Genomic DNA, 22369 nt, shown 5'->3' with positions numbered 1-22369 from the left:
GGGCAGAAGAAGAGACAAAAGCTCTGCTGCCAAGCGGGTGAGGAAACCCCACCCGCCTACGCGGTGGGGTAGTTCATGTGGCAATATCAACCTCAGCGTCGCTCAGAGAGCTGGCTGGATGCCATCACAGATGCGCGAACTCAGCTTGAATTGGCCCTCGAAGATAGCCCCAGCTTGAGGGGATATCTCGGCCTTTCCGGAGACTTGTCCCTATGCTTTGGAGCTGGCCTTGGCAGAAGATTGACTGTCAAGCCCCTCTCCTTTTGGCAGAGGCAACTCAGAGATCGCTGGATATTAGAGGATAAAGCCCTCTCAGCACTTTCAAGCAGAAGCCCGCCCTTGCCAACTGCGCATCTTGCCGGGGTTAAGCAATCCATAGGGATCCACTTCTTCCTTAAAACGGAGCTGGCGCGGATCCATCACTTTGCGACCCCCCTCTTCGATGATGAAAGTGTGGGGATTGGCGATGAAGACTCCCTGCGCCTCGTGATAGCGCATGATCTCGTTGAGGCGTTCTTCCGTTGTAAAGCGCACAATTTGCAGGCCGACCGGGGTAGCCTGCCCCCGGATGCGAATCCACTCCAGGTGCATCAGCACTTCGTCGCCAAAGTGCTCGTACAGGTGCTGCACCACCTTCAGCTCCCGATCGGGCGGAAAAATCGATTGTAGATAGGTCAAATTGGGATCCACGCTGCGGCAGTGCAGGGTGGTGTGGTTCCAAGAGAATTCCCCCAGCGAGATCCCCCTGCTGGCCTCCTGAGCCGTTTTGTTGTAGACCACCTGGCCGCCATGCTCCCGAATGAGCTCCAGCAACGGCTCTAGGCTGTACTCGGCCACCATCAAGAGGGCCACGGCGGATCCCTGGGGCAAGTAGTCCTGCAAGGGGACGAAGTAGCGAGGGATCGGCCAGGCGTGCAGGCTGATGAGTTTCTTCAGGATCCCATCTGCCTCGGCCAGAGCCTGGCCAAAGTGGGCGCAGGGCATAAACCCCCCCTCCGGCGGGAAGGCCACCACCAGCTCCGCCCAAGGATAGGCCGGCGCCAAGGGAATCTCCACCTCGGTGATGATCCCGTTGAGGCCCCAGGCATGGCTGACTTTAAACACGTCGTCTCCCCGCAGCTCCAGGGCCCGCGGCTCCTCTTCGACTGTAATCACCCGCAGCCCTAAGATGTTGCCCCGATCCAGCAGTTGGCCGTAGGTCACAGAGCCGATGCCGCCGCTACCGCCGGCAATGAACCCCCCAATAGTGGCGGTGCGGTAGGTGGAAGGGGCCATACGGATCTCCCAGCCCAGCTCGCGGGTGTGTTTGTCGATGGCCATCAGCTTGGCCCCCGCCTGTACCCGCGCCAAGCCCGGCTTGGCCCAGATTACCTGGTTGAGCTTGCTCATGTCCAGGATCACACCGCCAGCTAGGGGGATGCACTGGCCATAGTTACCGGTACCGGCGCCGCGCACGGTCAGGGGTACTCTCCACTTGGCACAGGCCGCCGCCACCCGCATCACTTCTGCTTCATCGGCAGGGCGCACCACCACTTCCCCGCGCTTGTTGCTCAACTGGCGGCTGAGCACAGGGCTGTAGTGGTAAAAGTCCAGCGACAACTTGGCAACTTGCGCCGGATCGGTGATGGTTTCAAGGTCGGCCAGCTCAGAAAGCAAGGCCTGCAATTTTCCAGAAGCAGCAACGGTCATAGGGATCCCCAATTGGATAGCAGGCTACTTAGACTCCATTGTCTGTGCAAAGGGCCGGCAGAAAGGCTCACCAGAGACAGAAAACGCCTCTCCAGGGGATCCCGACCCGTCCCGAGCATCAGCCGAAGCGGCCCTCTACATAGTCTTTGGTCGCCTCTTTGGCAGGGCTGTTGAAGATCACCTCCGTTCGGTCGAACTCCACCAGTTCGCCCACGCGGTTGGATCCCACCAGCTCCACGCTGAAGAAAGCCGTCATGTCCGAGACGCGGCTGGCCTGCTGCATGTTGTGGGTGACGATAATGATGGTATAGTCCTGCTCCAGCTCCTTCATCAGCTCCTCGATGCGGCGGGTGGAGATGGGATCCAACGCCGAGCAGGGCTCGTCCATGAGGATGACATCCGGCTGTACCGCCAGGGCGCGGGCAATACACAAACGCTGCTGCTGCCCCCCAGACAAAGACTGGCCATTTTCTTTCAACTTGTCTTTCACCTCATCCCAAAGGGCGGCCCGCTTGAGCGAAGTTTCCACCACCTCGTCCAAGTCCACTTTCATCCCCAGCACCCGCGGGCCATAGGCAACGTTGTCGTAGATGCTCTTGGGAAAAGGGTTGGGCTTCTGGAACACCATGCCAATGCGCCGCCGCACCGCCACGGGATCTACGTTTTCGGCGTAGAGGTCTTTGCTGTGGTAGGTAAGTTTGCCCTCCACGCGCGCCCCTGGGATCAAGTCATTGGTGCGGTTAAAGCAGCGCAGGATGGTACTTTTGCCACAGCCAGAAGGCCCGATAAAAGCCGTAATTTGCCGGGCGGGAATATCCATGGTGACGTTTTTCACCGCTAGGTTCGAGCCATAGTAGACGCTCAGGTTTTCCGTTCGGAAGACGTAGGTGGTTGAGTTAGCAGATTGAGTTTTCATGATCCCACTCGCAGAAAGTTCGTCAAGAGGCTAATTCACACCTGGCCGCTGTCCGACAAGGCTTAAACTATCTTCTGGCTTTGTAGACCAGGAAGCGGGCCAGCAAGCTGGCTGCCAAAACAATGGCCAGCAGCACCAGGGCTCCTGCCCATGCCAGCTCCTGCTGCACCTTGAAGGGAATAATTGAGAAGAAGTAAACCATCACCGGCAGGGTAGCCACCGGTCCAAACAGGTTGGTTGACCAGAAATTGTTGTTGAAGGAAGTAAAAAGTAGAGGTGCTGCCTCGCCGGCAGCCCGCGCCAAGGCCAAGATCAAGCCTGTTACAATGGCCGGGGCTGCTGCCGGCAGGACGATGCGCATTGTGGTCTGAAAGCGAGTGGCCCCCAGGCCAACCGAAGCCAAACGCATATCCGGCGACACCAAAAGCAGTGCCTCTTCCGTGGAGCGGATGACAATGGGCAGCATCAACACGCCCAGGGCAACTCCCCCCGAAAAAGCCGAGAAGCCGGATCCCCGCACCACCAAAGCGTAGGCAAACAGGCCGCAGAGAATGGCCGGCACGCCCGTGAGCACGTTACAGGAGAACTTGACCAAGTAGGCCAAGCGGCTGCCGCGGCCAAACTCCGACAGGTAAACGGCCGCTAGGATCCCGAAGGGAAAGCTCAAAGCCGCCCCCGTGGCCAGAACCATTACGCTGCCGACGATAGCGTGGCCAAACCCCCCCTCTGCTAACCCTGGAGCCGGGTAGCGAGTCTCGGTGAGGACGTCCCAGCTTATCCTCTGGATGCCCTCCTTACCGATGTCCCACAGCACCCAAGATAGGGCAGCTATGATGGCGGCCACAAACAGTCCGCTCAGCAGCGTCAAGGCAATGCTCGTGTATCTCCGCAGGGGGGCAACAGCGGCACGGCTAATGTCGATCTCCTCAGGAACAAGCTGGGCTGACTGGGACATAATGACGAGGCTCCTCGGTTACTGCTCCAAGTTTTGAAACTTGCGGATGATGATTTCGGCCATGACGTTAACCAACAGGGTCAGCACCATCAACACCACACCGGCATACATAAGGGCCGACACCTGCAGGCGTCCTGCCTCGCCGAACTGAGAGGCAATCAAGCCGGTAATGGTGGATCCTGGCTGCAGCAGGGAGATGTTGATGCGGTTGGCGTTGCCGGAAATCATCGCTGCCACCATGGTCTCCCCCAAGGCTCGTCCCAATGCCAGCATGATCGAGCTGACAATGCCCGACAGGCCCGCCGGGATCATCACCGTCAAGATCGTCTCCCAGCGGCTGGCTCCCAACGCCAAGGCGCCCTCTTTGAGGCCCCGGGGCAGCGATTCAAGGGTGCTGCGGGTGATGGAAATGATGATGGGGGAAATCATGATCCCCAGCACCATGGCTACAATCAACAGACTGGGGCCTCGGGGAGCCGGGCCGCCGAAGAAAGGGATCCACCCCAGCGTCTGATTGATGGCTCGGAAGATGGGCCGCACCGCCGGGATGAGCACAAAGATGCCCCACAGCCCCAGCACCACACTGGGAATGGCCACGATCAGCTCAATGGCAAAGGCAATCGGCGCCGTTATCCACTTGGGGGCAAAATCTTCCGTCAAGAAAATAGCGGTGCCGATGCCCAGAGGAATGGCAAAAATCAGGGCCACCAGAGAGGTCATCAAACTGCCGTAGATCTGGGGCAACACCCCATAGATGTTTTCCACCGGGTTCCAGCGGCTGGTGACCAGAAAGCCCAAGCCAAACTGGCGCATGGCCGGCAGGGCTGCCTCAGTGGTCTGCACGATCACCCAAATGAGAATGATGCCGGCAAACCCTGCCAGCACCAAAGTTAGGCGGACAAAACCCACGTCGAGGGCGCGGGAAACATCCATTTTCTTTTCAATAGCAACATCCGTTGATAAGTCGTAGTCTCTGGCTGCCGAAGTCATAGGATCCCCGCTGTGGCAATTCTACTGGTGGGCAGATTGTGGCAAAACCTCTCTCACCCTACATTCCATCGGTGTTGCAGTTGTCTGTGTCCTGGCCAACAGTGAACACCAAAAGCTTGTTGGACTCAGACTGGCGACAACGTCAAAAGTCAGTGCCGACAGAACTTTTACCCGTTAAAAATCAGCAAAGCGGCAAGCCAGTAGCCAACAGGAAGAGCACAGCCTCTTGTTGACCACTGGCCCTCAACTAACACCTTTCAACAGGACAGCAACTCATCGCTTCGCGTTGGGGTTGACCTTGATCTTATCCAGCTCGGCGAAGATCCGCTGGATGGCCGGCTCCGGCATGGGGATGTAGTCCAGTTCTTTGGTGATGGCTTGGCCCTCTGGCCCCTGCGTCCACTTGATGGCTTCCACCAGCTTCTTCAGCTTTTGCTCGTCAGGATATTCGCGGTAGAGCATCACCCAGAACAAACCAACGATGGGGTAGTCGTCAGGCCCTTCGGGATCCGGCACCAGCAGGGCAAAATCTTCGGGCAGGGGAGCGTTGAGGGCAGAAGTAGCCCGCTCAGGAGAAAACTCGACAATCTTGCCCGCTTTGTTTTCTATGCGAGCAGTAGTCAGTTGCTCCAGCTTGGCAAAGGACTGGTTCACATAGCCAATTGCCCCTTGCTCCTGCTTGATGGTGGCGGCTACCCCTTCGTTGCCCTGGGCACCGATGCCAACCGGCCACTCCACCGTGGTTCCCACGCCGCCCTTCCAGTTGGGGCAAGCAGCGTTGATGTGGTTGCTGAACACGAAGGTCGTCCCAGAGCCGTCGGAGCGGTGCACCCAGGTGATGTCCAGCGCGGGCAGCCGACTTGCCAGGTTGGGGTTTTGGGCCTTGATGCGAATGTCGTCCCAGCGGGTGATTTCGCCGGTAACAATGCCACAGTAGGTTTCCCGCTTGAGCACGAGCTCTTTGTCGCCGATGCCGGGCAGGTTGTAGGCAAATTCAATGGCGCCCCCCGCCAGAGGCAGTTGCAGGGGCTCGTAGCCGTATTTCTCTTTGAAGCTCTTGTAGCGAGAGGCGTTGTACTTTTCGGTCATCGGGCCCTCGGAAGCACCGAAGTCCACCGTGCCGTTGATGTATTGCTCCAGACCGGCACCGCTCCCAACAGACTGGTAGCTGACTTGCACATTGGGATCTACGGTGCGATTGTAGGCATCAAACCAGCGCTGCAGCAGCGGCGCAGCGAAGGTAGCACCTGCGCCAGAGATTTGCACGGTTTGGGCTTGGGCCGGGGCCAGCGCCAGGGCTCCCACCGCCAGAGCCGCGATAGAAGAAACAGAAGCAGAGAGCAGAGATCGCATAAGAAAGAAATGTCTGATTTTAATCGACGCCTATAACCCTACAACCTCAAGGTTAAGAGTAGAATATGTTAAGGTTAAGTTTAGGTTAAGCCAGAAGAAAAAGTCGGTGTCTTTCTAAATGAGATGATTGCTATGAGCTCTTGATTTTTTACCTGGTGATTTGCTTGGGTTTAGATAGCAGCAAAAAATGATCCTGGAGCTCAGGATCTGTGAAAAGCTTATTTTGCAAGGCTTTTAGCTTGTCTTAGACTTGGCTAGGTGACCTCGATCCAAATAAAAGATGATGCTGGCCAGCCAGAAAAAAAGTTTGAACAGAAGATAAGTTGCGCAGAACCTAGAGCAGAAAGCTGCCCCAAATCTTGCCAAGCTTATATAGGCTTATGTAGGGTTCAATGTGTCCAAAAGAGCCCCCGCAAGAGCTTCTTTCTTGCTTTTGCGGAGAGCGTTGAGTTGGCTAGAAGAGTAACCTCAGCACTCTAGACGTCAAGCAGCTCCTCAAGTTCCCCGACCAGAGGGGAAAGGGGGAGGTCTAAGCCGGGATCCGCCCGCCGCCCATCAGGTACAGCAAAGCCATGCGCACCGCAACGCCGTGGGCAACTTGCCGCTCGATGAGGTTGAGGCTGGGATCCTCCATCACTTCAGAACTCAGTTCCACGCCGCGGTTGACTGGGCCGGGGTGGAGAACCCTCACCTCGGGGTGGCACAGGCGCAGCCGCTGCTGGGTGAGGCCGAAAAGGTGGTGGTATTCCTGCAGGCTGGGGATGAGGAATTCGCTCATCCGCTCCCGTTGCAGGCGCAGGGCGATGACGAAGCGGGCTCCTGCTAGGGCCGGCTCCAACTGCCAGTGCACCGGCAGAGTATGGCCGGGCACAAACTGGGCAAAGTCTTTGGGCAACAGGGTGGGCGGGCCGGCCAAGTGGACGTCTGCGCCAGCGGCCACTAGAGCATAGATGTTGGAGCGGGCTACCCGCGAGTGGAGGATGTCACCGACGATGGCCACCTTCACCCCCTGCAGCAGCTCGAGGCGAGGTCGCTGCGGATCCAGGTGGCTACAGAGGGTAAATAGATCCAGCAAAGCTTGAGTGGGATGTTCGTGCAGGCCGTCCCCCGCATTTAGCACCCCCGCTGGGGATCCGCGGCGATTGATCTCGGCGGCCAACTGCTGCGGCACCCCGGCCTGGGCGTGGCGGACGATGAGCACGTCGGATCCCATGGCCAAAAAGGTGCGAACCGTATCCAAAATGGTTTCCCCCTTGCTTAGCGAAGAGGTGCCGGGGGAAAAGTTGAGCACATCCGCTGACAGGCGCTTGGCCGCCAGCTCAAAGCTGTTGCGGGTGCGGGTGGAAGGCTCGAAAAACAGCGTCACCACCACCTTCCCCTGCAGGGTGGGCACCTTGGGCAGCCGCCGGGTCAGCACTTCCTGAAAGCTGGCGGCGGTTTGCAAGACAATTTGATACTCTTCGCGGGTAAAGTCCGCCAGCCCCAAGACATGTTGCCGCTGCCAAGCCATAGGGGATCCTCAAATGCCCAAGCGGGCAAAGATCTCGTCCAGGTGGGTGAGGTGCCGCCGTGGGTCAAAGCAGGCCTGCAGCTCCGCCTCGCTCAGGTGGGCCATTACTCTGGGATCCGCCAGCAGATTGGCGTGGAAATCTCCGCCGGCTTGGTTCCAGGCGCGGTGGGCATTTTCCTGCACCAGTCGGTAGGCTTCCTCACGGCTCAAGCCCTTCTCCACCAAAGCCAAAAGCACCTGCTGGCTAAAGACAACACCACCGTAGAGGGTGAGGTTGCGCTCCATGTTGGCAGGGTAAACCTGCAGGTGGCGCACCAGATCTGCCATGTTGACCAGTAGGTAGTGGCAGAGGATGGAGGCATCGGGCAGGATGACCCGCTCTACAGAGCTATGGGAAATATCCCGCTCATGCCAGAGGGGAATGTTTTCCAGGGCCGAGACAGCATACCCCCGCAAGAGGCGGGCAATTCCCGTCAGTTGTTCTGCTTTGACGGGGTTGCGCTTGTGGGGCATGGCGGAGGATCCCTTTTGGCCGGGGGCAAAGTACTCCTCAACCTCCAGCACCTCTGTCCGCTGTAGGTGGCGGATCTCGGTGGCAAAGCGCTCCAGAGAAGAGCCAATCAAAGCCAAGGTCTGCACATACTCAGCGTGGCGATCGCGGGAGAGCACCTGCGTCGAGGCCGTATCCGGTTTGAGGCCTAAGCGGGCGCAGGCCAACTGTTCCACCTGGGGGGGCACATTGGCGTAGGTACCCACGGCGCCGGAGATCTTGCCCACGGCGACCACCTCCCGCAGGCGTGCCAGGCGCTCCTGATGGCGCAGGCACTCGGCTAGCCAGCCGGCCAGCTTAAAGCCAAAGGTAATAGGCTCGGCATGGACGCCATGGGTGCGGCCCATCATCAGGGTGTAGCGGTGTCGGCGGGCCTGCTCACGCAAAGCAGCGATGAGGTCGGCCAGCCGAGCTTGCAAGATCTCAACCGAGGCTACAAGCTGCAGGGCCAAGGCTGTGTCCAACACATCCGAGCTGGTCAAGCCCAAGTGGATGTAGCGCCCCGCCTCGCCCACATGCTCGTTGAGGTTGGTCAAGAAGGCAATAACATCGTGCTTGACTTCCGCCTCGATTGCCAAAACCCGCGCCGGGTCAAAGGCAGCTTTGGCTTTGATCTCCTGCAGAGCCTCTTGAGGGATCCGCCCCAGCTCCGCCTGCGCCTCACAGACGGCCAGCTCTACTTGTAGCCAGGTCTGGAGCTTGTGGGCGGTGGACCAAATCTGGCCCATTTCTGGCAGAGTGTAGCGCTCGATCAAGGTGCCTTTTCCGTCAGTACGATAGGATAAGCCAAGCTATTTTAGCTAATCCGCCTCTCATCCCGGGTCCAAAGCGGGGCTTCTCGGCGAGTTGGCCAAGTGCAAGGATGGCCCCTCTTGCGGGCAGTCTATACTGGACTGGGTTGGGATCCTCAGCGGGGCACGATGAAGCGGCGATGGGGAAGGGTGGCTCTCATAGGTTGCTTGGCGGCATTCCTGGCTCCTGCCCCCGCCCTCTCTTTGCCCACCTCCCCCACTCCTCCTGAGAAGAGCTCCACCCGAAGCTCTGCTTCCGAGTTTAACTGGCAGGGATCCCTCAAGTTGCTGCGCGGGGATCCGGTGGCGGCTTTGGCCGATCTGGATCGGGCAGTAGAGTTGGATCCCACCTATGCGCCGGCCTACGTTAACCGCAGCTACGTTTACAACCAGTTGCGCCAGCCCCAAAAAGCCCTAGCCGATGCGGAGCGGGCCATCCAGTTGGATCCGGGGATCCCAGAGGCCTACTTTAGTCGCGGCGTGGCCCACCTGCAACTGGGGGAGCGAGAGGCTGCCATGGCTGCCTTTCGCCAGGCCTTGGCTCTTTTTTCCCAAAGCGGCAATTTTGCTGACCAAGCCATCCTGCAGCAACTGCTGCGCCAGTTGGGGGTGGAGTAGTCGCCCTTGGATTAATCCAGGACCATCTCGGATTTAGACAAACCAAGGAGGCTCTCCCAACCACTCGGCCAGGGAAACTGCCTGGGCCTGCAGCCCGAAGACATGACAAAAAGATTGCACCAACCCTGGGGCTACGGCAGCCATTGTTACCTCCGGACAAAACTGCACCAGGGATCCCACCGGGCGATCGGGGATCCCACAGGGCACGATGGCCGCGAAGGCAGCCAGATCCGGACAGACGTTGAGGGCAAAGCCGTGGTAGGTAACCCAGCGGGAGACCTTGATGCCGATGGCCGCCACCTTGTGGCCTTGCACCCAAACCCCTGTCAGGCCAGGGATCCGCTCCCCCCGCAGGCCAAAGTGGGCTACGGTCTGGATGAGCACCTCTTCTAGGTGGCGCAGGTAGCGGTGCAGATCCGGCTGGCCATGGGAGCCGTAGACAGTCCTATGGCGCTTTAGGTTCAGTAGGGCATAGCCCACCCACTGGCCCGGCCCGTGGTAGGTCACCTCGCCGCCCCGCTCCACCCGCAGAATCTCCGGCCCCTCAGGAGCAGGGGACTCTGGCTGAGTATCCGGAGATCCTATCCGTCCAGCCAGGCTTTTGAGAAACTTGGGATCGGCCCCTGCCCCCAGGGTGTAGACCGGCGGGTGGGTGAGCAACAAAAGCCCATCCGGCACCTCAGGATCGCGGATCATCCGGGCCAACCGGGCCTGCTGCCAAGCCCAAGCGGTGCGGTAGGGCACCTCTCCTGCCAGGTGAACTTGGAGAAGCGGCACAGGCTCCAACCCTTGCCCAGATCAGGCCACCGGTAAGTTGACCTGGGCCCGTAGCCGCTCGAGCAGAGCTCGGGGATGTAGCAGCCCTTCAATGCGGTCAACCGGCTTCCCGTCTTTAAACAGGATCAGAGTTGGCACGGCGTAGATCCCCCAGCGGGCAGCGATGTTGGGGTACTTTTCGGTGTCGACCTTAACAAAGGAGATGGCGTCCCCCACTTGGGGCTTCACCTGCTCCAACACCTGGGCCATGACCTGACAGGGACCACACCAGGTGGCGTAAAAATCCACCAGAATGGGAGTTTTGGATCCCTGGATCATATCGTCAAAGCTTTTGAACTGCTGTTTGTGGGCCATGGGCGACCTCCGCAGGATGCTGTAGAAAAACTTAGAATGCAACCTATTTGTAGTCTAAATGTTTGAGATGGAAATGTGGGTAGAGATTCTGCGACCGCTTGCTGTCGGTTTCCCGGTAGGATGACTAGGGCTTGGTCGGTACCTGTAGTCTAAAGGGCGGGCTGGACGGAAGGGGCAGGCTTTAGCAGGGCTTAACGATTGCAAGGAGTGGGATCCCGATGGCAACAATCCGGATGGTGAGCCGAGGTGTGGTGGCCGGCGTATTGGCTGGGGTGGTCTTGAGCCTCTGGGGGATCTGGCGTTGGCTGGGGGATCCCTCAGGCTGGATTCAGGTGGTGGCCGGGCTGCTCTTGAGTTTGGCGACGGTGCTGTACTGGCGGAAGACCCGCCCCGCCGACTGCCTGGTGGTGGAGCCCCAGAGCTGGCACCTCAACCGCCTCAGCCCCGATCACTGGCTGATCCAGGCGGAGTTCGTGGCCCGCAACCTCAACCCCATCTTTGAGGTCACCTTGGCCCAGGTGCAGCCGCGACTGCATTTGCTCAGTGCCAGCTCCATCGAAGGGATCCAAACCCAGATCCGCCTGCGCTCCCGCCATGTGGATCTGCCCCCTCGCCAGGACAACTACTGGCAGGCCTACATCATTACCCCCCAAAGCCAGACCGGCTTGGAAGTGGAGATCGAGCTGAGGGGGGAAGGGCTGGCAGATTTGCGCTCGGCCTGGCTGGAGCTGGACTACGTCCAGTACGGGCGGCAGCGGCGCACCCTTAAGACTAGCCACCTAATCCTGCCCTTGCAGGAAGTGGATCCCTTGCCGGAGCTGGCCTGGCAGCAGCAGGGGCCAGTGAGTTGGGCTGCCATTCCCACCCCTCTGCTTACCCCCAGCGATGACCTTGCCGAGGTGCTGCAGCGCTACGTGGGCCCTCACATCCAGCCCGGTGATATCGTGGCCATCTCGGAAAGCGCGGCGGCCATCGTCCAGGGCCACTTTCGCCATCCCCTGCAGGTGCAGCCTGGCTGGCTAGCCCGCACCCTCTGCTACTTCTTCCCCTCCAAGACCAGTCTCTCAAGCTGCTACGGGATGCAGACGCTGATCGACTGCTCGGGAGCCTGGCGGGTGCTGGGGGCTTTTGTTGTCGGATCCCTGGCCAAGTTGTTGGGGATCCCAGGGGTGTTCTATGCCCTGGCGGGGGAGCAGGCCGACCTCATCGACGATGTCACCGGCACCTTGCCCCCCTACGACCAGTTCATCGTCTTGGGGCCGCGGCATCCAGCTAAGCTGGTGGCCGAGCTCCACGCCCAGACTGGCTACGAGGTGGCCATTGTGGATGCCAACGACCTAGGTGAGGTAAGCGTTCTGGCGGCCAGCCCAGGGGTGGAGCGGGAGCTGGTGGAGCAGGCGCTGCGCAAGAACCCGGCGGGCAATGCAGCGGAGCAGACCCCCCTGGTGCTCATCCGGAAGCGGCTGCCGGCATCGCCTGGGATTTGAGTGCCTGCATCGCCTGGTGGGTCGACAAGAAAAAGCGCTCAGCGCCCACTTTCTCCACAAACCCCACCCTTTTGAGGCAATCCATCACCGGCCCCTTCACCTCGGCCAGGGCAAAGCCCACCCCCATCTGGTGCAGACGTTCCACCAATTGGGTCAGGGCCTCCAGAGCGCTGCCGTCGATGAAGTTAATGGCGCTGGCCACCAGCAGCACCTGTTCCACTGCTGGCCGCGCTGCTACCTCTTGCAGAATGTACTCCTGCAGGTAGGCGGCGTTGGCAAAAAACAGGCTCTCATCCACTCGCACCGCCAAGATGCGCGGATCGGTAATCACCTCATGGCGCAGCACGTTGCGGTAGTGCTCGGTGCCCGGCACCTGGCCAACGATGGCAATGTGGGGGCGACTGGCCCGCCAGAGGAAGAGGAGAAGGGAGGCCAGCACCCCCAGACCAATCCCCCGCTCCACCCCAATCGCCAACACGCTGGCAAAGGTGAGCAGCCAAACGAGGGCATCGCCGCGGTCGTAGCGCCAGCTCTGCAGCAGGGGGTGAAAATCCACCAGTCCCAGCACCGCCACCAGCACAACGGCAGCTAGGGTGGCCTGGGGCAGGAAAGTAAACAGGGGCATCAGCCAGATCATGGCCAGAGCTATCAGGGATCCCGTAATGACCGAGGCCAGACCGCTGTTGGCCCCCGCCTGAGCATTCACCACCGAGCGGCTGATCCCACCCGTGACCGGAAAGCCACCGCTGACGGCTGCTGCCACGTTGGCCACTCCCAGGGCCACCAGATCCTGGTTGGGATCCACTTTCTGCCGCCGCTTGCTGGCCAGGGCCTGGGCCATGGCATAACTTTCCGTAAAGCCCACCAAGCTGAGGGTTAGGGCGGTGGGCAGCAGGGATCCCCATTCTGGCCAGCTCAGTTGGGGAAACGTCAGCGGTGGCAGGCCAGCCGGAATCGATCCCACCACCGCCACCCCCGCTCTCTCCGAGAGGTTTAGCCCCCAAACCAGCAGGGTGGTTAAGAAAACGGCCGCCAGGGGAGCACTCTTGGTGAGCAGCAACTCCCAGAGGGGCGGGATCCCCCAGCGGCGCAGTTGCGCCGGCAGCTTCTGCTGGGCGTACACCAACAGGGCGATGGACAACAGCCCCAGCCCCAGGGTGACCCAGTTGACCCCATCCAGGCTCTGCCACAGCCGTTGCAGCAGCAGCCAGAAGGACTCGGTGTTGGCCAGCTTCACCCCCAGCAGATGGCGGAGCTGGCTAAGGGCAATGATTAGGGCTGCGGCACTGCTAAAGGCCGTTATAACCGAGTGGCTCAAGAAATTGGCCAAAAACCCCAGACGCAACAGCCCTACCCCTAGCTGGATCAGGCCCGCTTCCAGAGCTAAGCCCAGCGCCAACTGGCCATACTCCGGGCTGCCCGGCTCGGCCAGCGGCTCCAAACCCGAGGCTACCAGCAGGGCGATGATGGCCACCGGCCCCACCGACAAAGCCCGGCTGGATCCCAGGAAGCCGTAGGCGATCACCGGCAGGATGCTGGCGTAGAGGCCTGTCTCGGGGGGCAGGCCGGCCAGCAGCGCGTAGGCCATGCTCTGGGGCACCAACAGGATGGCCGAGACCACCCCGGCAATGAGATCCCCCGGCAGATCCTCTCGCTGGTAGCGAAGCCACCACAGGGAATCCTTGGCCAAGGGCAGGTAGCGCGCCCAAACCCCCTGCTTTGGGGAAGAGGCGGACGGGATCCCGCTCATAGCGTCTGACCCCGGTTCCAGGGCAGGCGGGCCAAAAGCAGCGCCAGGCCACAGGTGTTGGTGATCCCGGCAAACACCAACCCCGCCCCCACAAAGCCGCTCAATACCAGCCAGCCGGGATGGACAAAGGCTCCCAGCAGGGTTCCTACAAGCACCAGGGATCCCGCTGTAATCTGCGCCTGTCGCATTACCGAGATGGGCGCGTTGCGGGTGCGGGTGGTGGGCAGCTTGGCGGCCTTCCAAGCTTCGATCCCGCCTTTTAGGTTTATCGCTTCCGGCCAGCCGTATTCAAGCAACTGACAGCCGGCGCGGATGGAGCGGCTGCCCATACGGCACTGCAGCACCACCGGCTTTTCTGGTGTCGAGGCCGGCACCTTGGCGGGGTCAAAGGTAGATAGAGGCATGTTGATCGCCCCCGGGATCCGCTCGTCGTGGTATTCTGCCGGCTCCCGTACGTCAATGAGCTGTACCCGCCCTTGATCCAGCCACTGCTTTAAAGTCCAAGCGTCGATCTCCTTGAGACGGGGATCCCGTTCCTGCTGAGCTGTAGGATTTTGTTGAGCTACGGTCATGGTTTCTTCCTTGCTTCTAGGGTTGTTGTAAGACTTAGGGATTTCTAATCTTCCTCCTCCAGCAACCTGCTGGGCTCGCCAGGATAAAACTGGCTATCCAGGATTTGCTCGGGAGAGTAAGGGCAGGTCTGGGGAAAAGTCTTTCTGGGCAGCTTGGTCTCTTCTAGAGCCAGTTGGAGCGCCCTCAGGTAAGACTTGGAGATGGCCTCCGGCAAATAGGGTCTCAGGCTTGGGTTTTCCTCCAGCAGATCCAGAACTTCCTGCCGCTGCACCTGTAGGGTAAGAAGCCAGCTTACCGATCTGGCCTGCGGCTGATACTCCCACTTCAGAAGGTGCCCCACCAAAACTCCCAGCCGGTTGCGCAGCTCTTGCCGCTGTTGCCTGCCCAACGATTCCATCTCCTCAATTAAATGGGGCAGATCCAGCTTCTCCCAAGCCCGCTCCCGCAGAAATTGGGCTTGTTGCTGAGTCCAAGCATAGAAATCCCTCTCATAGAGATTTTGGCGATCCACTCTCAACCCTCCCCTTTCTGACGGGCCGCCTGAGAGAAGTCTAGCCAGCCCTAGCAACTAAACTGCGGCTGCCACTTGGCCGCACTGCTCGTTGGCCGGCACCGCTTCCTGGATCTTCTTGGGCTGCGGCAGGTTGAGGCTGTTCATCAGGGCAATAAAGCTCTCCCGCGAGCGCAGCTTACCGGTTTCCGGATCCACGAAGCGGGGGTTCCAGCGCTTCTCTTCACCAATGGTGGAGACGGTGTGTCCCCGGTAGTCATGGCCGGGATAGACCAGCGTCTCGTCCGGCAGGGTAAACAGGTGCTGCGTCACGTGGTCGTACATCAAGCCGGGATCCCCACTTTGGAAATCGGTGCGCCCGCAGCCGCGAATGAGCAGGGCATCGCCGGTCAGAACGCGATCCCCATTGACGCGGTAGGTCATGTGGCTGTCGGTGTGGCCTAGGGTGGCGATGGCCTCGATGACAATGGATCCCACCTGCAGCGTTTCCCCATGGCCGATGAAGCGGTCGGCACATTGTGCCTTGGCCTGAACCGGCACCACCCCTTGGCAGCCGCTCAACTCCCGCAGCTTGCCGGTACCGGTGATGTGGTCGGCGTGAACGTGGGTCTCCAGGCAGTACTTCAAGGTCAGACCCAGCTCTCGAATTAACTTCCAGTCCCGCTCCACCTGCTCCAACACCGGATCCACCAGTACGGCCTCGCGGGTGTCTGGGTCTGCGATTAAATAAGTGTAGGTGCTCGTCTCGGAGTCGAACAGTTGGCGAAATAGCATGCTGCCCTCCTGTCTGTTGACAAAACCCGAAAGCGATCCGAATTCGGGTCTCTAGAGCTACTATATAACTATTTAGTGTTAAAATCAAGCTACCACCTCCCTCAAGACAGAACAGACTATGGATTGGGACAAGCTCGTGAAAGGTGGCAAAGACGAGTGCCAGTTGACCCTGACGCCGGAAGTGCTGACCAGCGTGGCGGAGTACTTCAAGGTTTTGGCGGAGCCCAGCCGGCTGCAGATCCTGTGTCAGTTGCGCTCGGGGCCCAAGAACGTTACCCAAATCCTAGAGGCCACCGGCATGGGCCAGGCCAACGTTTCCAAACATCTCAAGATCCTGGCGCAGGCAGGGATCGTCAGCCGCGAGCCCAGGGGCGTGAGCGTCTACTACCAAATTGCGGATCCCATCTGTTTTGAGCTGTGCGAGGTGGTGTGCAAGCAGTTAATCAAGCGCCTCAAGCAGCAGGCTCAGCAACTGGAACCCCTGGCGGCCCTTCACTCCGGCAGGCTGAGCCGCGGAGGTTCCTGAGGGCGGGGACGGCGCAGCAGCCCAAACAGGGCCACAACGGCAGCCATGATCCAGATGAGGAAACGGCTGGGGCGAAAGTCGCCTGCCTCGATTTGCCGCATCACCTGGTTGTAGCGCCAAGCAGAAAGGCCGATCATCAGGATTCCAAAGATCACCAACAGGAGGCCCAAGTTCTGGGCACTCAGGAGGCCGTGCGCCGCGGCGGGCTGCTCAGGGGAGTGGGCGGCTTCAATCTGCCGCAGAAATAAGCTGAAGCGGGTGAGGGCAAAGCCAAAGGCAATGAGAGCCACAGAGGTGCGCAGCCAGGCCAGAAAGGTGCGCTCATTGGCCTGGTGTTCCCGTTGGCGATCTGGGGGCAAGTTCATGGGCTACAGGGATCCCTCAAGGGCTGATTTTAAGACAGCGGGGATCCGGCAAGCTGGCCTTCTCCGGCTGGCGGGGAAAATAAAAGGCGGTGCGTTTACATACTTCCACCAGCATCAGCATCACCGGCACCTCAATCAGCACCCCTACGACGGTGGCCAGGGCGGCCCCGGAGTTCAAGCCAAACAACACCACCGCCGTTGCAATGGCCACCTCGAAGTGGTTGCTGGCGCCGATTAAAGCCGCCGGAGCGGCATCCTCATAGCACAAGCCCAGTTTCTGGGCTGCCACATAGGTGAGGCCAAAAATAAGGTTGGTCTGCACAAAAAGCGGCACTGCAATCAACAAAATGTGGAAGGGATTTTCCACAATGAGATCCCCTTTAAAAGCAAAAAGCAGCACCAGCGTCACCAGCAAGGCGGTGATGGCAATGGGGTTGAGGTAGCGCAAAAAAGCTTTCTCAAACCATTCCCGGCCCTTGGTTTTAAGAATCCAATAGCGAGAGGCTGCTCCTGCAACTAGCGGTAGGCCCACGTAGATGGCTACGGATAGCAAAATGGTTTGCCAGGGCACCGTTAAATCGCTCATGGCCAGCAGCCAGCGGCCCAGCGGCGCGTAGAGGAAAAGCATGGTTAAAGAGTTCACCGCCACCATCACCAGGGTGTGGCCTTGGTTGCCATAGCTGAGATAGCCCCACATCAGCACCATCGCAGTGCAGGGGGCAATGCCCAGCAAAATGGCCCCGGCAATGTAGGAGTTGCTGAGGCTCACTTCTGTACCGCGGATCATTTCCGTGCCGGTTATCCAAGGGGCAAACAGCCACCCCAAGAAAAACTGGGCAATCACCACCATGGTAAAAGGCTTCACCAGCCAGTTCACCCCCAGGGTCAACAGCACCGGTTTGGGCGATTGCAAGGCATGGGCTGCCTGGCCAAAATCAATTTTCACCATGATGGGATACATCATGAAAAACAGGCAGACGGCAATGGGAATGGAGACCTGATAGAGGCTCAGGGCATCCAGCGCCTCTGCCAGGCCCGGAAACCATCGACCCAACAGGATCCCGGCAACAATACACAGAGCCACCCAAAGGGTGAGATAGCGCTCAAAAAAACTCAGGGATCCGCCGCCGGGGAGAGCTTTGGGGTCAGATTCGGTGAGAGCCATGGGAAAAGCCGAAAACTGCAGGCGAGAAAACGCAGGTTGTCGAGTAGCCGCGTTCCTAATGGGCTCTCTCAGGATACATCAAAAAAACTTGTTCAGTTTGACCTCAACTTACTCCAGCCCTAGCCGCCGACGAAAGTAGGGGATGGTTAGCTCCAGGCCAACCTGCAGGGGGATCTGGGGATCCCAGCCCAACAGGGTGCGGGCTTTGCGGATATCGGGCCGGCGCTGCTTGGGATCGTCGGTCGGCAGGGGCCGGTGGACGATGGGGGAAGGACTGCCGGTGAGGGCCAAGACCTGCTGCGCCAGCTCCAGGATGGTGAACTCCTGCGGGTTGCCCAGGTTAAAGGGGCCGGGATAGGGGCCGTTCATCAGGCGCACCAGGCCTTCGATGAGGTCGGCGATGTAGCAGAAGCTGCGGGTCTGGGATCCATCCCCATAGACGGTGAGGGGATCCCTGCGCAGCGCCTGGACGATGAAGTTGCTGACCACGCGGCCATCATCCTCCCGCATGGCCGGCCCATAGGTGTTGAAGATGCGGGCGACGCGGATCTCCGTCTGGTGTTGCCGCTGCCAGTCAAAAGTCAGGGTTTCGGCCAGGCGCTTGGACTCGTCGTAGCAGGCCCGCGGGCCGATGGGGTTGACATGGCCCCAATAGTCCTCCGGCTGGGGGTGCACCTGGGGATCCCCGTACACTTCTGAAGTCGAGGCCAGCAGGAACCTGGATCCTGTTTTCTGGGCCAGCTCCAGCAGGTGGTAGGTGCCCCAGACACCGGTGCGGATGGTGTGGATGGGATCCGCCTGGTAGTGGGGCGGCGAGGCGGGACAGGCCAGGTGGTAGATTTGCTCGATCCCGGCTTTTTCCAGCTCCGGCGGCAGCGGCTCGGCCACATCGTGCCACAGCAAAGTAAAAGCGGGGTTGTCGCGGTGGGCCTGTACGTTCTCCTCCCGCCCCGTGTAGCCGTTGTCGAGGCAGATAACTGCGTGGCCTTCTTGCAGAAGGCGGCCGACCAGATGGGAGCCGATAAATCCCAAACCACCCGTGACCAGGATCTTCACCAGCCCACTCCAATCAAGGTGATACCCGCCTGTTGAACGGCCTGCCGGTCAAGGCAATTGCGGCCATCGATCAGCAAAGGCCGCCGCATCAGCTCGGCAAGGTGCCGGTAATCCAGCGACAAAAACTCCGGCCACTCGGTCACCAGCACCAGGGCGTCGCAGTCCTGGGCCAGGCGAAACACATCCGTTTCCACTATCACGTGGGCCAGGCCCTCCCGCATCCCCGAAGCCGACACAATGGGATCATACGCTTTCACCTTGGCCCCCAGCCGGTGGAGCTGCTCGATCAACGTCAGAGAGGGGGCATCCCGCAGGTCATCGGTGTGGGGCTTAAAGGTGAGGCCCAAAAGGCCAATGGTCTTGCCCTTAAGCACCTTGAGGGCCTGCTGCAGCTTTTCCACCAGGCGCTGCCGCTGCTCGCAGTTGACCTCGACACTAGCCCGCAACAGCTTGGCCTCATAGCCGTAGTCAGCAGCTGTTTGAATGAGAGCTGACAGATCCTTGGGGAAGCAGCTCCCTCCCCAGCCTATACCGGCGTTGAGAAAGGCGCGGCCAATGCGCTTATCGAGGCCGATCCCTGTTGCCACCTGGGTGATGTCGGCACCGGTGCGCTCACAGATGTTGGCGATCTCGTTGATGAAGCTGATCTTGGTGGCCAAGAAGGCGTTGGCGGCATATTTGATCATCTCGGCGGAGGCCAAGTCGGTAACCAGTAAAGGCACGGGATCCCCACCCAAGCCCTGCTGGCGGCTGAGGATGGGCTCGTAAAGCCGCCGCAGGATCTCGATGGCGCGGGGGCTGTTGGAGCCAATCACGATGCGATCCGGGTAGAAGGTATCCTGGATGGCGCTGCCCTCTCGCAAAAACTCAGGGTTGCTGACCACGTCAAACTGAGGTGTCCGAGGAGAGATTTGCAAAGCCAGGGATCCTCTGGAGAAAGGAGTTGCCTCCCGATCTCCCCCAGAGAGCAGTTCGCTCTCTTCCCGGCTGCCCAGGCGCTGCTTGGCCGCCCCAGCAGCCCCATCCAAGATAAGCATGCGCACCCAGTCGCCGGAACCAATGGGGACGGTAGACTTGTTGACAATAACCCGGTAGCGGTCGTCCAGGTGCTGGCCGATCTCCCGCGCCACGGCCTCTACGTAGCGCAGATCCGGCTCGCCGCTGGGCAAAGCTGGGGTGCCCACGGCAATAAAAATGACCTCGCTGGCTTTCACCGCCAGGCCCAGGTCGGTGGTAAAGTGCAGCCGGCCGGCCTCGGTGCCTCCCCGCACCAGCTCTTCCAGCCCAGGCTCGTAGATGGGCAGGTGGCCCCGCTGCAAGTTTTCGATTTTGACGGGGTTGTTGTCTACACAGATAACGCTATGGCCCAGGTGAGCCAGACAGGCGCCGGTTACCAACCCCACATAGCCAGCTCCCACAACCGCCACGTCCATAGCCCGCTTCCCCCTCGCGTCGATGCTTGGTTCTAAAATACCCCGCCGACCGGGATCCCCTATCCTCAAGGGGAGGAAAGACAGCCTTGAACCCAAGCCGGTGGCAAAATAAAGCAGAACCGGTTTTCTTCTGAGCCTTTGAGCGGTGAGTTTCCCCGATTCTGCTGCCATAGCCGCTCGCCGTCAGCACCAGGTGCAGAGGGTGCTGTATGTTACCCTAGGGCTCAATCTTTTGGTGTTTTTGGTCAAGCTGGGTTTGGGCCTGGCGACCGGATCCCTGAGCTTGGTGGCCGATGCCCTGCACAGCTCCGCCGACAGCGTCAGCAACATTCTTGCCCTGCTGGCGGCCCGCTTTTCCTCGCCAGAGCCGGATGAGGAGCACCCCTACGGCCACAGCAAGTTTGAGGCCATCGGTGCCATGGGGATCGCCGCTTTTCTGGGGATGGCCAGCTTTGAGATCCTCAGCGCAGCGGTGGGACGGTTTTTCGAGCCCCAGCCGCCGCTGCAGGTCGATGGACTGGCCCTAACCCTGATGGTGGGGGTGCTGGGGATCAACCTCTTCGTGGCCTTCTATGAACGTTCCTGGGGCAAGGCTTTGTCCAGCTCGCTGCTCTTGGCCGATGCCCGCCATACCCTCAGCGATGTTTGGGTAACCCTGACGGTGCTGCTGGGACTGGCCGGGATCCACTACTGGGGGATCCCCTGGCTGGATCAGGTGCTGGCGGTGCCGGTGGGGCTGCTGGTGTTCTGGAGCGGCTGGGAAGTGCTGCGGGAAAACGTTCCCTTTTTAACCGACCGGGTGGCCATCCCCCCCAAAACCTTGCGGGAGCTGGTTCTCAGCCTGCCTGGAGTTCTGGACTGCCACGACATCACCTCCCGCGGCATCCCAGGGCAGATGATCTTTATCGAAATGCACATGGTGGTGGAGCCGCTGGACGTGGAGTCGGCCCACCGCATCACCGAAGCGGTGGAGCAACTGCTGCAGGAGCGCTACGGGCCGGTGCGGGTCACCATCCACCTAGAGCCCTACTCCCACATCGAGGGATCCCAACCCTAGGAATGTTTCCGAAAGAACAAACGGTACCGCTTCGCCAACTGCCAAATCCTGCAAAGGCCATTCTTTGCCCTGGTTCCTAGGAAATAAAAAAACCCCGAGGCAGCAAATGGAGCTGCGCCTGATTATCGGGTGGGCAGCGAAAACAACGGCTAAATCGCTCCAGGAATCGACCTGCCGGCTGTGGGAAGTCTGGAAAAGCGAGGTCTGGATCCCCGGCAGCTACCCCTGCCCAAAAGTGGCGCAATTGTGGGGCCAAGGCTTGGGCCTGCTCCAGGGGCAAATGCAGCGGCGCAGAGGTTAAAAACTTAACCACCACCGGTTCGCTGCGCTGACCCATCCACTCCCGCGAGAACGCCTGCAAATCGGGCCAATCGGGCAGGGATCCCACCCGGTAGCTTTGGATGTGGACGTGGATCCCGGTCTCGCGATCCAGTCGGATCTCGACAAGGCGGTAGGGATGGGGAAAACTGACCAAAGAGCCGGTGGTAATGTCGTAAACCCCCCCTCGCCGGGCGATGTGCTGAATGTGCAAATGTCCGGTGAACACCAGTTGCACCCCGTAAGCTTGCAGCAGCCGCCGCAATTGAGAGGCATTCTCCAGCATGTAGCGACGGCCCCAGGGGTGGAGGGACTGCCCGCGCAGATGCTCGACCACGTTGTGGTGCACCATCAGCAGCACCAGCTCCTCTTCGGCTGCTGCCAATTCCTTTTCCAGCCAGGTCAGTTGTTCCGAAGTTAGACACCCCACCAACTGGCCCTGAGCATCAAAGTGGTTGGAATTGAGGCCGATCAAACGGATCCCTGGCTGCAACAGGCGGCTGTAATCCAAAGACCGCCTGTCCTCATAGCCAAAAGCTTGGTAGTAGCGGGGAAACTCTGGCAATGCCTCACGCTGGGGCACATCGTGATTGCCGGGCACCACAAAAGCTGGGAAAGGTAAACGGGCCAGGCGCTCCGCCAACCAGGCGTGGTTTTCCGGTTCCCCATGCTGGGTCAGATCCCCCGGCAAAAGGAGAAAATCCAAAGGCAACTGCACCAGATGCTGCAAAACTTGTTCCAGAGCCGGGATGCTCACCTCCACCAAATGAAACCGGTTGGGATGATCCCAAAGGGTGGAAGGAACAGTGATGTGGGGATCGCTCACCACAGCAAAGCGAATCTGCACGGAT

At 60.0% G+C, this 22369-nt stretch carries 22 protein-coding genes and 1 pseudogene; 5 read left to right on the top strand and 18 right to left on the bottom strand.

Going from position 1 to position 22369, the window contains the following annotated elements:
• Positions 1-75: 75 nt before the first annotated feature.
• A pseudogene (locus tag NW851_RS11625) lies at positions 76-135 on the top strand (DUF29 domain-containing protein); the annotation flags it as partial.
• Between the two features lie 186 nt (positions 136-321).
• Here NW851_RS11625 and NW851_RS11620 read toward each other — a convergent pair.
• The 7 genes from NW851_RS11620 to purB form a co-directional block, all read right to left on the bottom strand.
• The gene (locus NW851_RS11620; RefSeq protein WP_414334985.1) at positions 322-1689 is read right to left on the bottom strand and encodes an FAD-binding oxidoreductase; all 1368 of its coding nucleotides are present in this window, start codon (positions 1687-1689) and stop codon (positions 322-324) included.
• Positions 1690-1807: 118 nt separating this feature from the next.
• Positions 1808-2605 (bottom strand): phosphate ABC transporter ATP-binding protein PstB, encoded by a 798-nt coding sequence (gene pstB, locus NW851_RS11615; protein WP_414334984.1) that lies wholly within the window; start codon positions 2603-2605, stop codon positions 1808-1810.
• 67 nt (positions 2606-2672) lie between these two features.
• Positions 2673-3560, bottom strand: a complete 888-nt coding sequence (pstA, locus tag NW851_RS11610; protein WP_414338694.1) for a phosphate ABC transporter permease PstA — start codon at positions 3558-3560, stop codon at positions 2673-2675.
• Positions 3561-3578: 18 nt separating this feature from the next.
• Positions 3579-4550, bottom strand: coding sequence for a phosphate ABC transporter permease subunit PstC (gene pstC / locus NW851_RS11605; protein ID WP_414334982.1), 972 nt, complete (start codon positions 4548-4550; stop codon positions 3579-3581).
• Between the two features lie 273 nt (positions 4551-4823).
• Positions 4824-5903 carry a phosphate ABC transporter substrate-binding protein PstS gene (gene pstS, locus NW851_RS11600; RefSeq protein WP_414338691.1) on the bottom strand — a complete coding sequence of 360 codons (1080 nt, stop codon included), beginning with the start codon at positions 5901-5903 and terminating at the stop codon, positions 4824-4826.
• 529 nt (positions 5904-6432) lie between these two features.
• Entirely contained in the window at positions 6433-7413 is a 981-nt protein-coding gene (locus NW851_RS11595) for an aspartate carbamoyltransferase catalytic subunit (RefSeq protein ID WP_414338689.1), read from the bottom strand.
• Between the two features lie 9 nt (positions 7414-7422).
• Positions 7423-8718, bottom strand: a complete 1296-nt coding sequence (gene purB, locus NW851_RS11590; protein ID WP_414338687.1) for an adenylosuccinate lyase — start codon at positions 8716-8718, stop codon at positions 7423-7425.
• 204 nt (positions 8719-8922) lie between these two features.
• On the opposite strand from purB, the gene NW851_RS11585 reads away from it, so the two are divergent.
• On the top strand, positions 8923-9372 hold the full coding sequence (locus NW851_RS11585) for a tetratricopeptide repeat protein (protein WP_414334978.1): 450 nt from the start codon (positions 8923-8925) through the stop codon (positions 9370-9372).
• A 33-nt stretch (positions 9373-9405) separates the two neighbouring features.
• Here the strand turns inward: NW851_RS11585 and lipB are convergent, their stop codons facing one another.
• Positions 9406-10149 (bottom strand): lipoyl(octanoyl) transferase LipB, encoded by a 744-nt coding sequence (gene lipB, locus NW851_RS11580; protein WP_414338684.1) that lies wholly within the window; start codon positions 10147-10149, stop codon positions 9406-9408.
• A 21-nt stretch (positions 10150-10170) separates the two neighbouring features.
• Complete coding sequence (gene trxA, locus NW851_RS11575) at positions 10171-10503, bottom strand: thioredoxin (RefSeq protein WP_414334976.1); 333 nt, start codon at positions 10501-10503, stop codon at positions 10171-10173.
• 218 nt (positions 10504-10721) lie between these two features.
• On the opposite strand from trxA, the gene NW851_RS11570 reads away from it, so the two are divergent.
• A complete protein-coding gene (locus tag NW851_RS11570; protein ID WP_414334975.1) occupies positions 10722-11990 on the top strand; it encodes a hypothetical protein in 1269 nt (422 codons plus the stop codon).
• Here NW851_RS11570 and NW851_RS11565 read toward each other — a convergent pair.
• From NW851_RS11565 to NW851_RS11550, 4 genes are read right to left on the bottom strand one after another with little or no spacing between them, the layout of a single operon-like run.
• Complete coding sequence (locus NW851_RS11565; RefSeq protein WP_414338679.1) at positions 11953-13740, bottom strand: SulP family inorganic anion transporter; 1788 nt, start codon at positions 13738-13740, stop codon at positions 11953-11955. The genes NW851_RS11570 and NW851_RS11565 overlap by 38 nt on opposite strands.
• The gene (locus NW851_RS11560) at positions 13737-14312 is read right to left on the bottom strand and encodes a rhodanese-like domain-containing protein (RefSeq protein WP_414338676.1); all 576 of its coding nucleotides are present in this window, start codon (positions 14310-14312) and stop codon (positions 13737-13739) included. The genes NW851_RS11565 and NW851_RS11560 overlap by 4 nt, the downstream gene beginning before the upstream one ends.
• A 44-nt stretch (positions 14313-14356) precedes the next feature.
• The gene (locus tag NW851_RS11555; protein WP_414338674.1) at positions 14357-14824 is read right to left on the bottom strand and encodes a DUF29 domain-containing protein; all 468 of its coding nucleotides are present in this window, start codon (positions 14822-14824) and stop codon (positions 14357-14359) included.
• Positions 14825-14881: 57 nt separating this feature from the next.
• The gene (locus NW851_RS11550; protein WP_414334971.1) at positions 14882-15598 is read right to left on the bottom strand and encodes an MBL fold metallo-hydrolase; all 717 of its coding nucleotides are present in this window, start codon (positions 15596-15598) and stop codon (positions 14882-14884) included.
• A 118-nt stretch (positions 15599-15716) separates the two neighbouring features.
• Between NW851_RS11550 and NW851_RS11545 the strand changes: the two genes are divergently transcribed.
• Positions 15717-16124, top strand: coding sequence for an ArsR/SmtB family transcription factor (locus NW851_RS11545; RefSeq protein WP_414334970.1), 408 nt, complete (start codon positions 15717-15719; stop codon positions 16122-16124).
• Here NW851_RS11545 and NW851_RS11540 read toward each other — a convergent pair.
• The 4 genes from NW851_RS11540 to NW851_RS11525 form a co-directional block, all read right to left on the bottom strand.
• Positions 16091-16489: a YidH family protein gene (locus NW851_RS11540; RefSeq protein ID WP_414338670.1), complete on the bottom strand. Its 399-nt coding sequence runs from the start codon at positions 16487-16489 to the stop codon at positions 16091-16093. The genes NW851_RS11545 and NW851_RS11540 overlap by 34 nt on opposite strands.
• Before the next feature lie 16 nt (positions 16490-16505).
• Positions 16506-17654 carry an ACR3 family arsenite efflux transporter gene (gene arsB, locus NW851_RS11535; protein WP_414334544.1) on the bottom strand — a complete coding sequence of 383 codons (1149 nt, stop codon included), beginning with the start codon at positions 17652-17654 and terminating at the stop codon, positions 16506-16508.
• 108 nt (positions 17655-17762) lie between these two features.
• Positions 17763-18710, bottom strand: coding sequence for a UDP-glucuronic acid decarboxylase family protein (locus tag NW851_RS11530; RefSeq protein ID WP_414338667.1), 948 nt, complete (start codon positions 18708-18710; stop codon positions 17763-17765).
• Entirely contained in the window at positions 18707-20143 is a 1437-nt protein-coding gene (locus tag NW851_RS11525; RefSeq protein ID WP_414338664.1) for a UDP-glucose dehydrogenase family protein, read from the bottom strand. Before NW851_RS11525 ends, NW851_RS11530 begins: the two co-directional genes overlap by 4 nt.
• A 145-nt stretch (positions 20144-20288) precedes the next feature.
• Between NW851_RS11525 and NW851_RS11520 the strand changes: the two genes are divergently transcribed.
• Entirely contained in the window at positions 20289-21200 is a 912-nt protein-coding gene (locus NW851_RS11520; protein ID WP_414338662.1) for a cation diffusion facilitator family transporter, read from the top strand.
• Between the two features lie 76 nt (positions 21201-21276).
• Here NW851_RS11520 and NW851_RS11515 read toward each other — a convergent pair whose 3' ends face one another.
• Positions 21277-22365: a metallophosphoesterase family protein gene (locus tag NW851_RS11515; RefSeq protein ID WP_414338659.1), complete on the bottom strand. Its 1089-nt coding sequence runs from the start codon at positions 22363-22365 to the stop codon at positions 21277-21279.
• Positions 22366-22369: the final 4 nt, after the last annotated feature.

The sequence above is a fragment of the Synechococcus sp. H55.7 genome (assembly GCF_047462395.1).
Classification (GTDB): domain Bacteria; phylum Cyanobacteriota; class Cyanobacteriia; order Thermostichales; family Thermostichaceae; genus Thermostichus.
The sequence above is the reverse complement of the archived record's forward strand: the minus strand, read 5'-3'. Positions and strand labels throughout refer to the sequence as shown.

Coding starts and splice junctions, on each gene's coding strand:
- NW851_RS11565 (WP_414338679.1), bottom strand. CDS start 13,740: ATGAGCGGGATCCCGTCCGCCTCTTCCCCAAAGCAGGGGGTTTGGGCG.
- NW851_RS11550 (WP_414334971.1), bottom strand. CDS start 15,598: ATGCTATTTCGCCAACTGTTCGACTCCGAGACGAGCACCTACACTTAT.
- NW851_RS11545 (WP_414334970.1), top strand. CDS start 15,717: ATGGATTGGGACAAGCTCGTGAAAGGTGGCAAAGACGAGTGCCAGTTG.
- arsB (WP_414334544.1), bottom strand. CDS start 17,654: ATGGCTCTCACCGAATCTGACCCCAAAGCTCTCCCCGGCGGCGGATCC.
- NW851_RS11595 (WP_414338689.1), bottom strand. CDS start 7,413: ATGGCTTGGCAGCGGCAACATGTCTTGGGGCTGGCGGACTTTACCCGC.
- NW851_RS11620 (WP_414334985.1), bottom strand. CDS start 1,689: ATGACCGTTGCTGCTTCTGGAAAATTGCAGGCCTTGCTTTCTGAGCTG.
- pstS (WP_414338691.1), bottom strand. CDS start 5,903: ATGCGATCTCTGCTCTCTGCTTCTGTTTCTTCTATCGCGGCTCTGGCG.
- pstC (WP_414334982.1), bottom strand. CDS start 4,550: ATGACTTCGGCAGCCAGAGACTACGACTTATCAACGGATGTTGCTATT.
- trxA (WP_414334976.1), bottom strand. CDS start 10,503: ATGGCCCACAAACAGCAGTTCAAAAGCTTTGACGATATGATCCAGGGA.
- NW851_RS11525 (WP_414338664.1), bottom strand. CDS start 20,143: ATGGACGTGGCGGTTGTGGGAGCTGGCTATGTGGGGTTGGTAACCGGC.
- NW851_RS11540 (WP_414338670.1), bottom strand. CDS start 16,489: ATGAACTTGCCCCCAGATCGCCAACGGGAACACCAGGCCAATGAGCGC.
- pstA (WP_414338694.1), bottom strand. CDS start 3,560: ATGTCCCAGTCAGCCCAGCTTGTTCCTGAGGAGATCGACATTAGCCGT.
- NW851_RS11570 (WP_414334975.1), top strand. CDS start 10,722: ATGGCAACAATCCGGATGGTGAGCCGAGGTGTGGTGGCCGGCGTATTG.
- NW851_RS11560 (WP_414338676.1), bottom strand. CDS start 14,312: ATGACCGTAGCTCAACAAAATCCTACAGCTCAGCAGGAACGGGATCCC.
- pstB (WP_414334984.1), bottom strand. CDS start 2,605: ATGAAAACTCAATCTGCTAACTCAACCACCTACGTCTTCCGAACGGAA.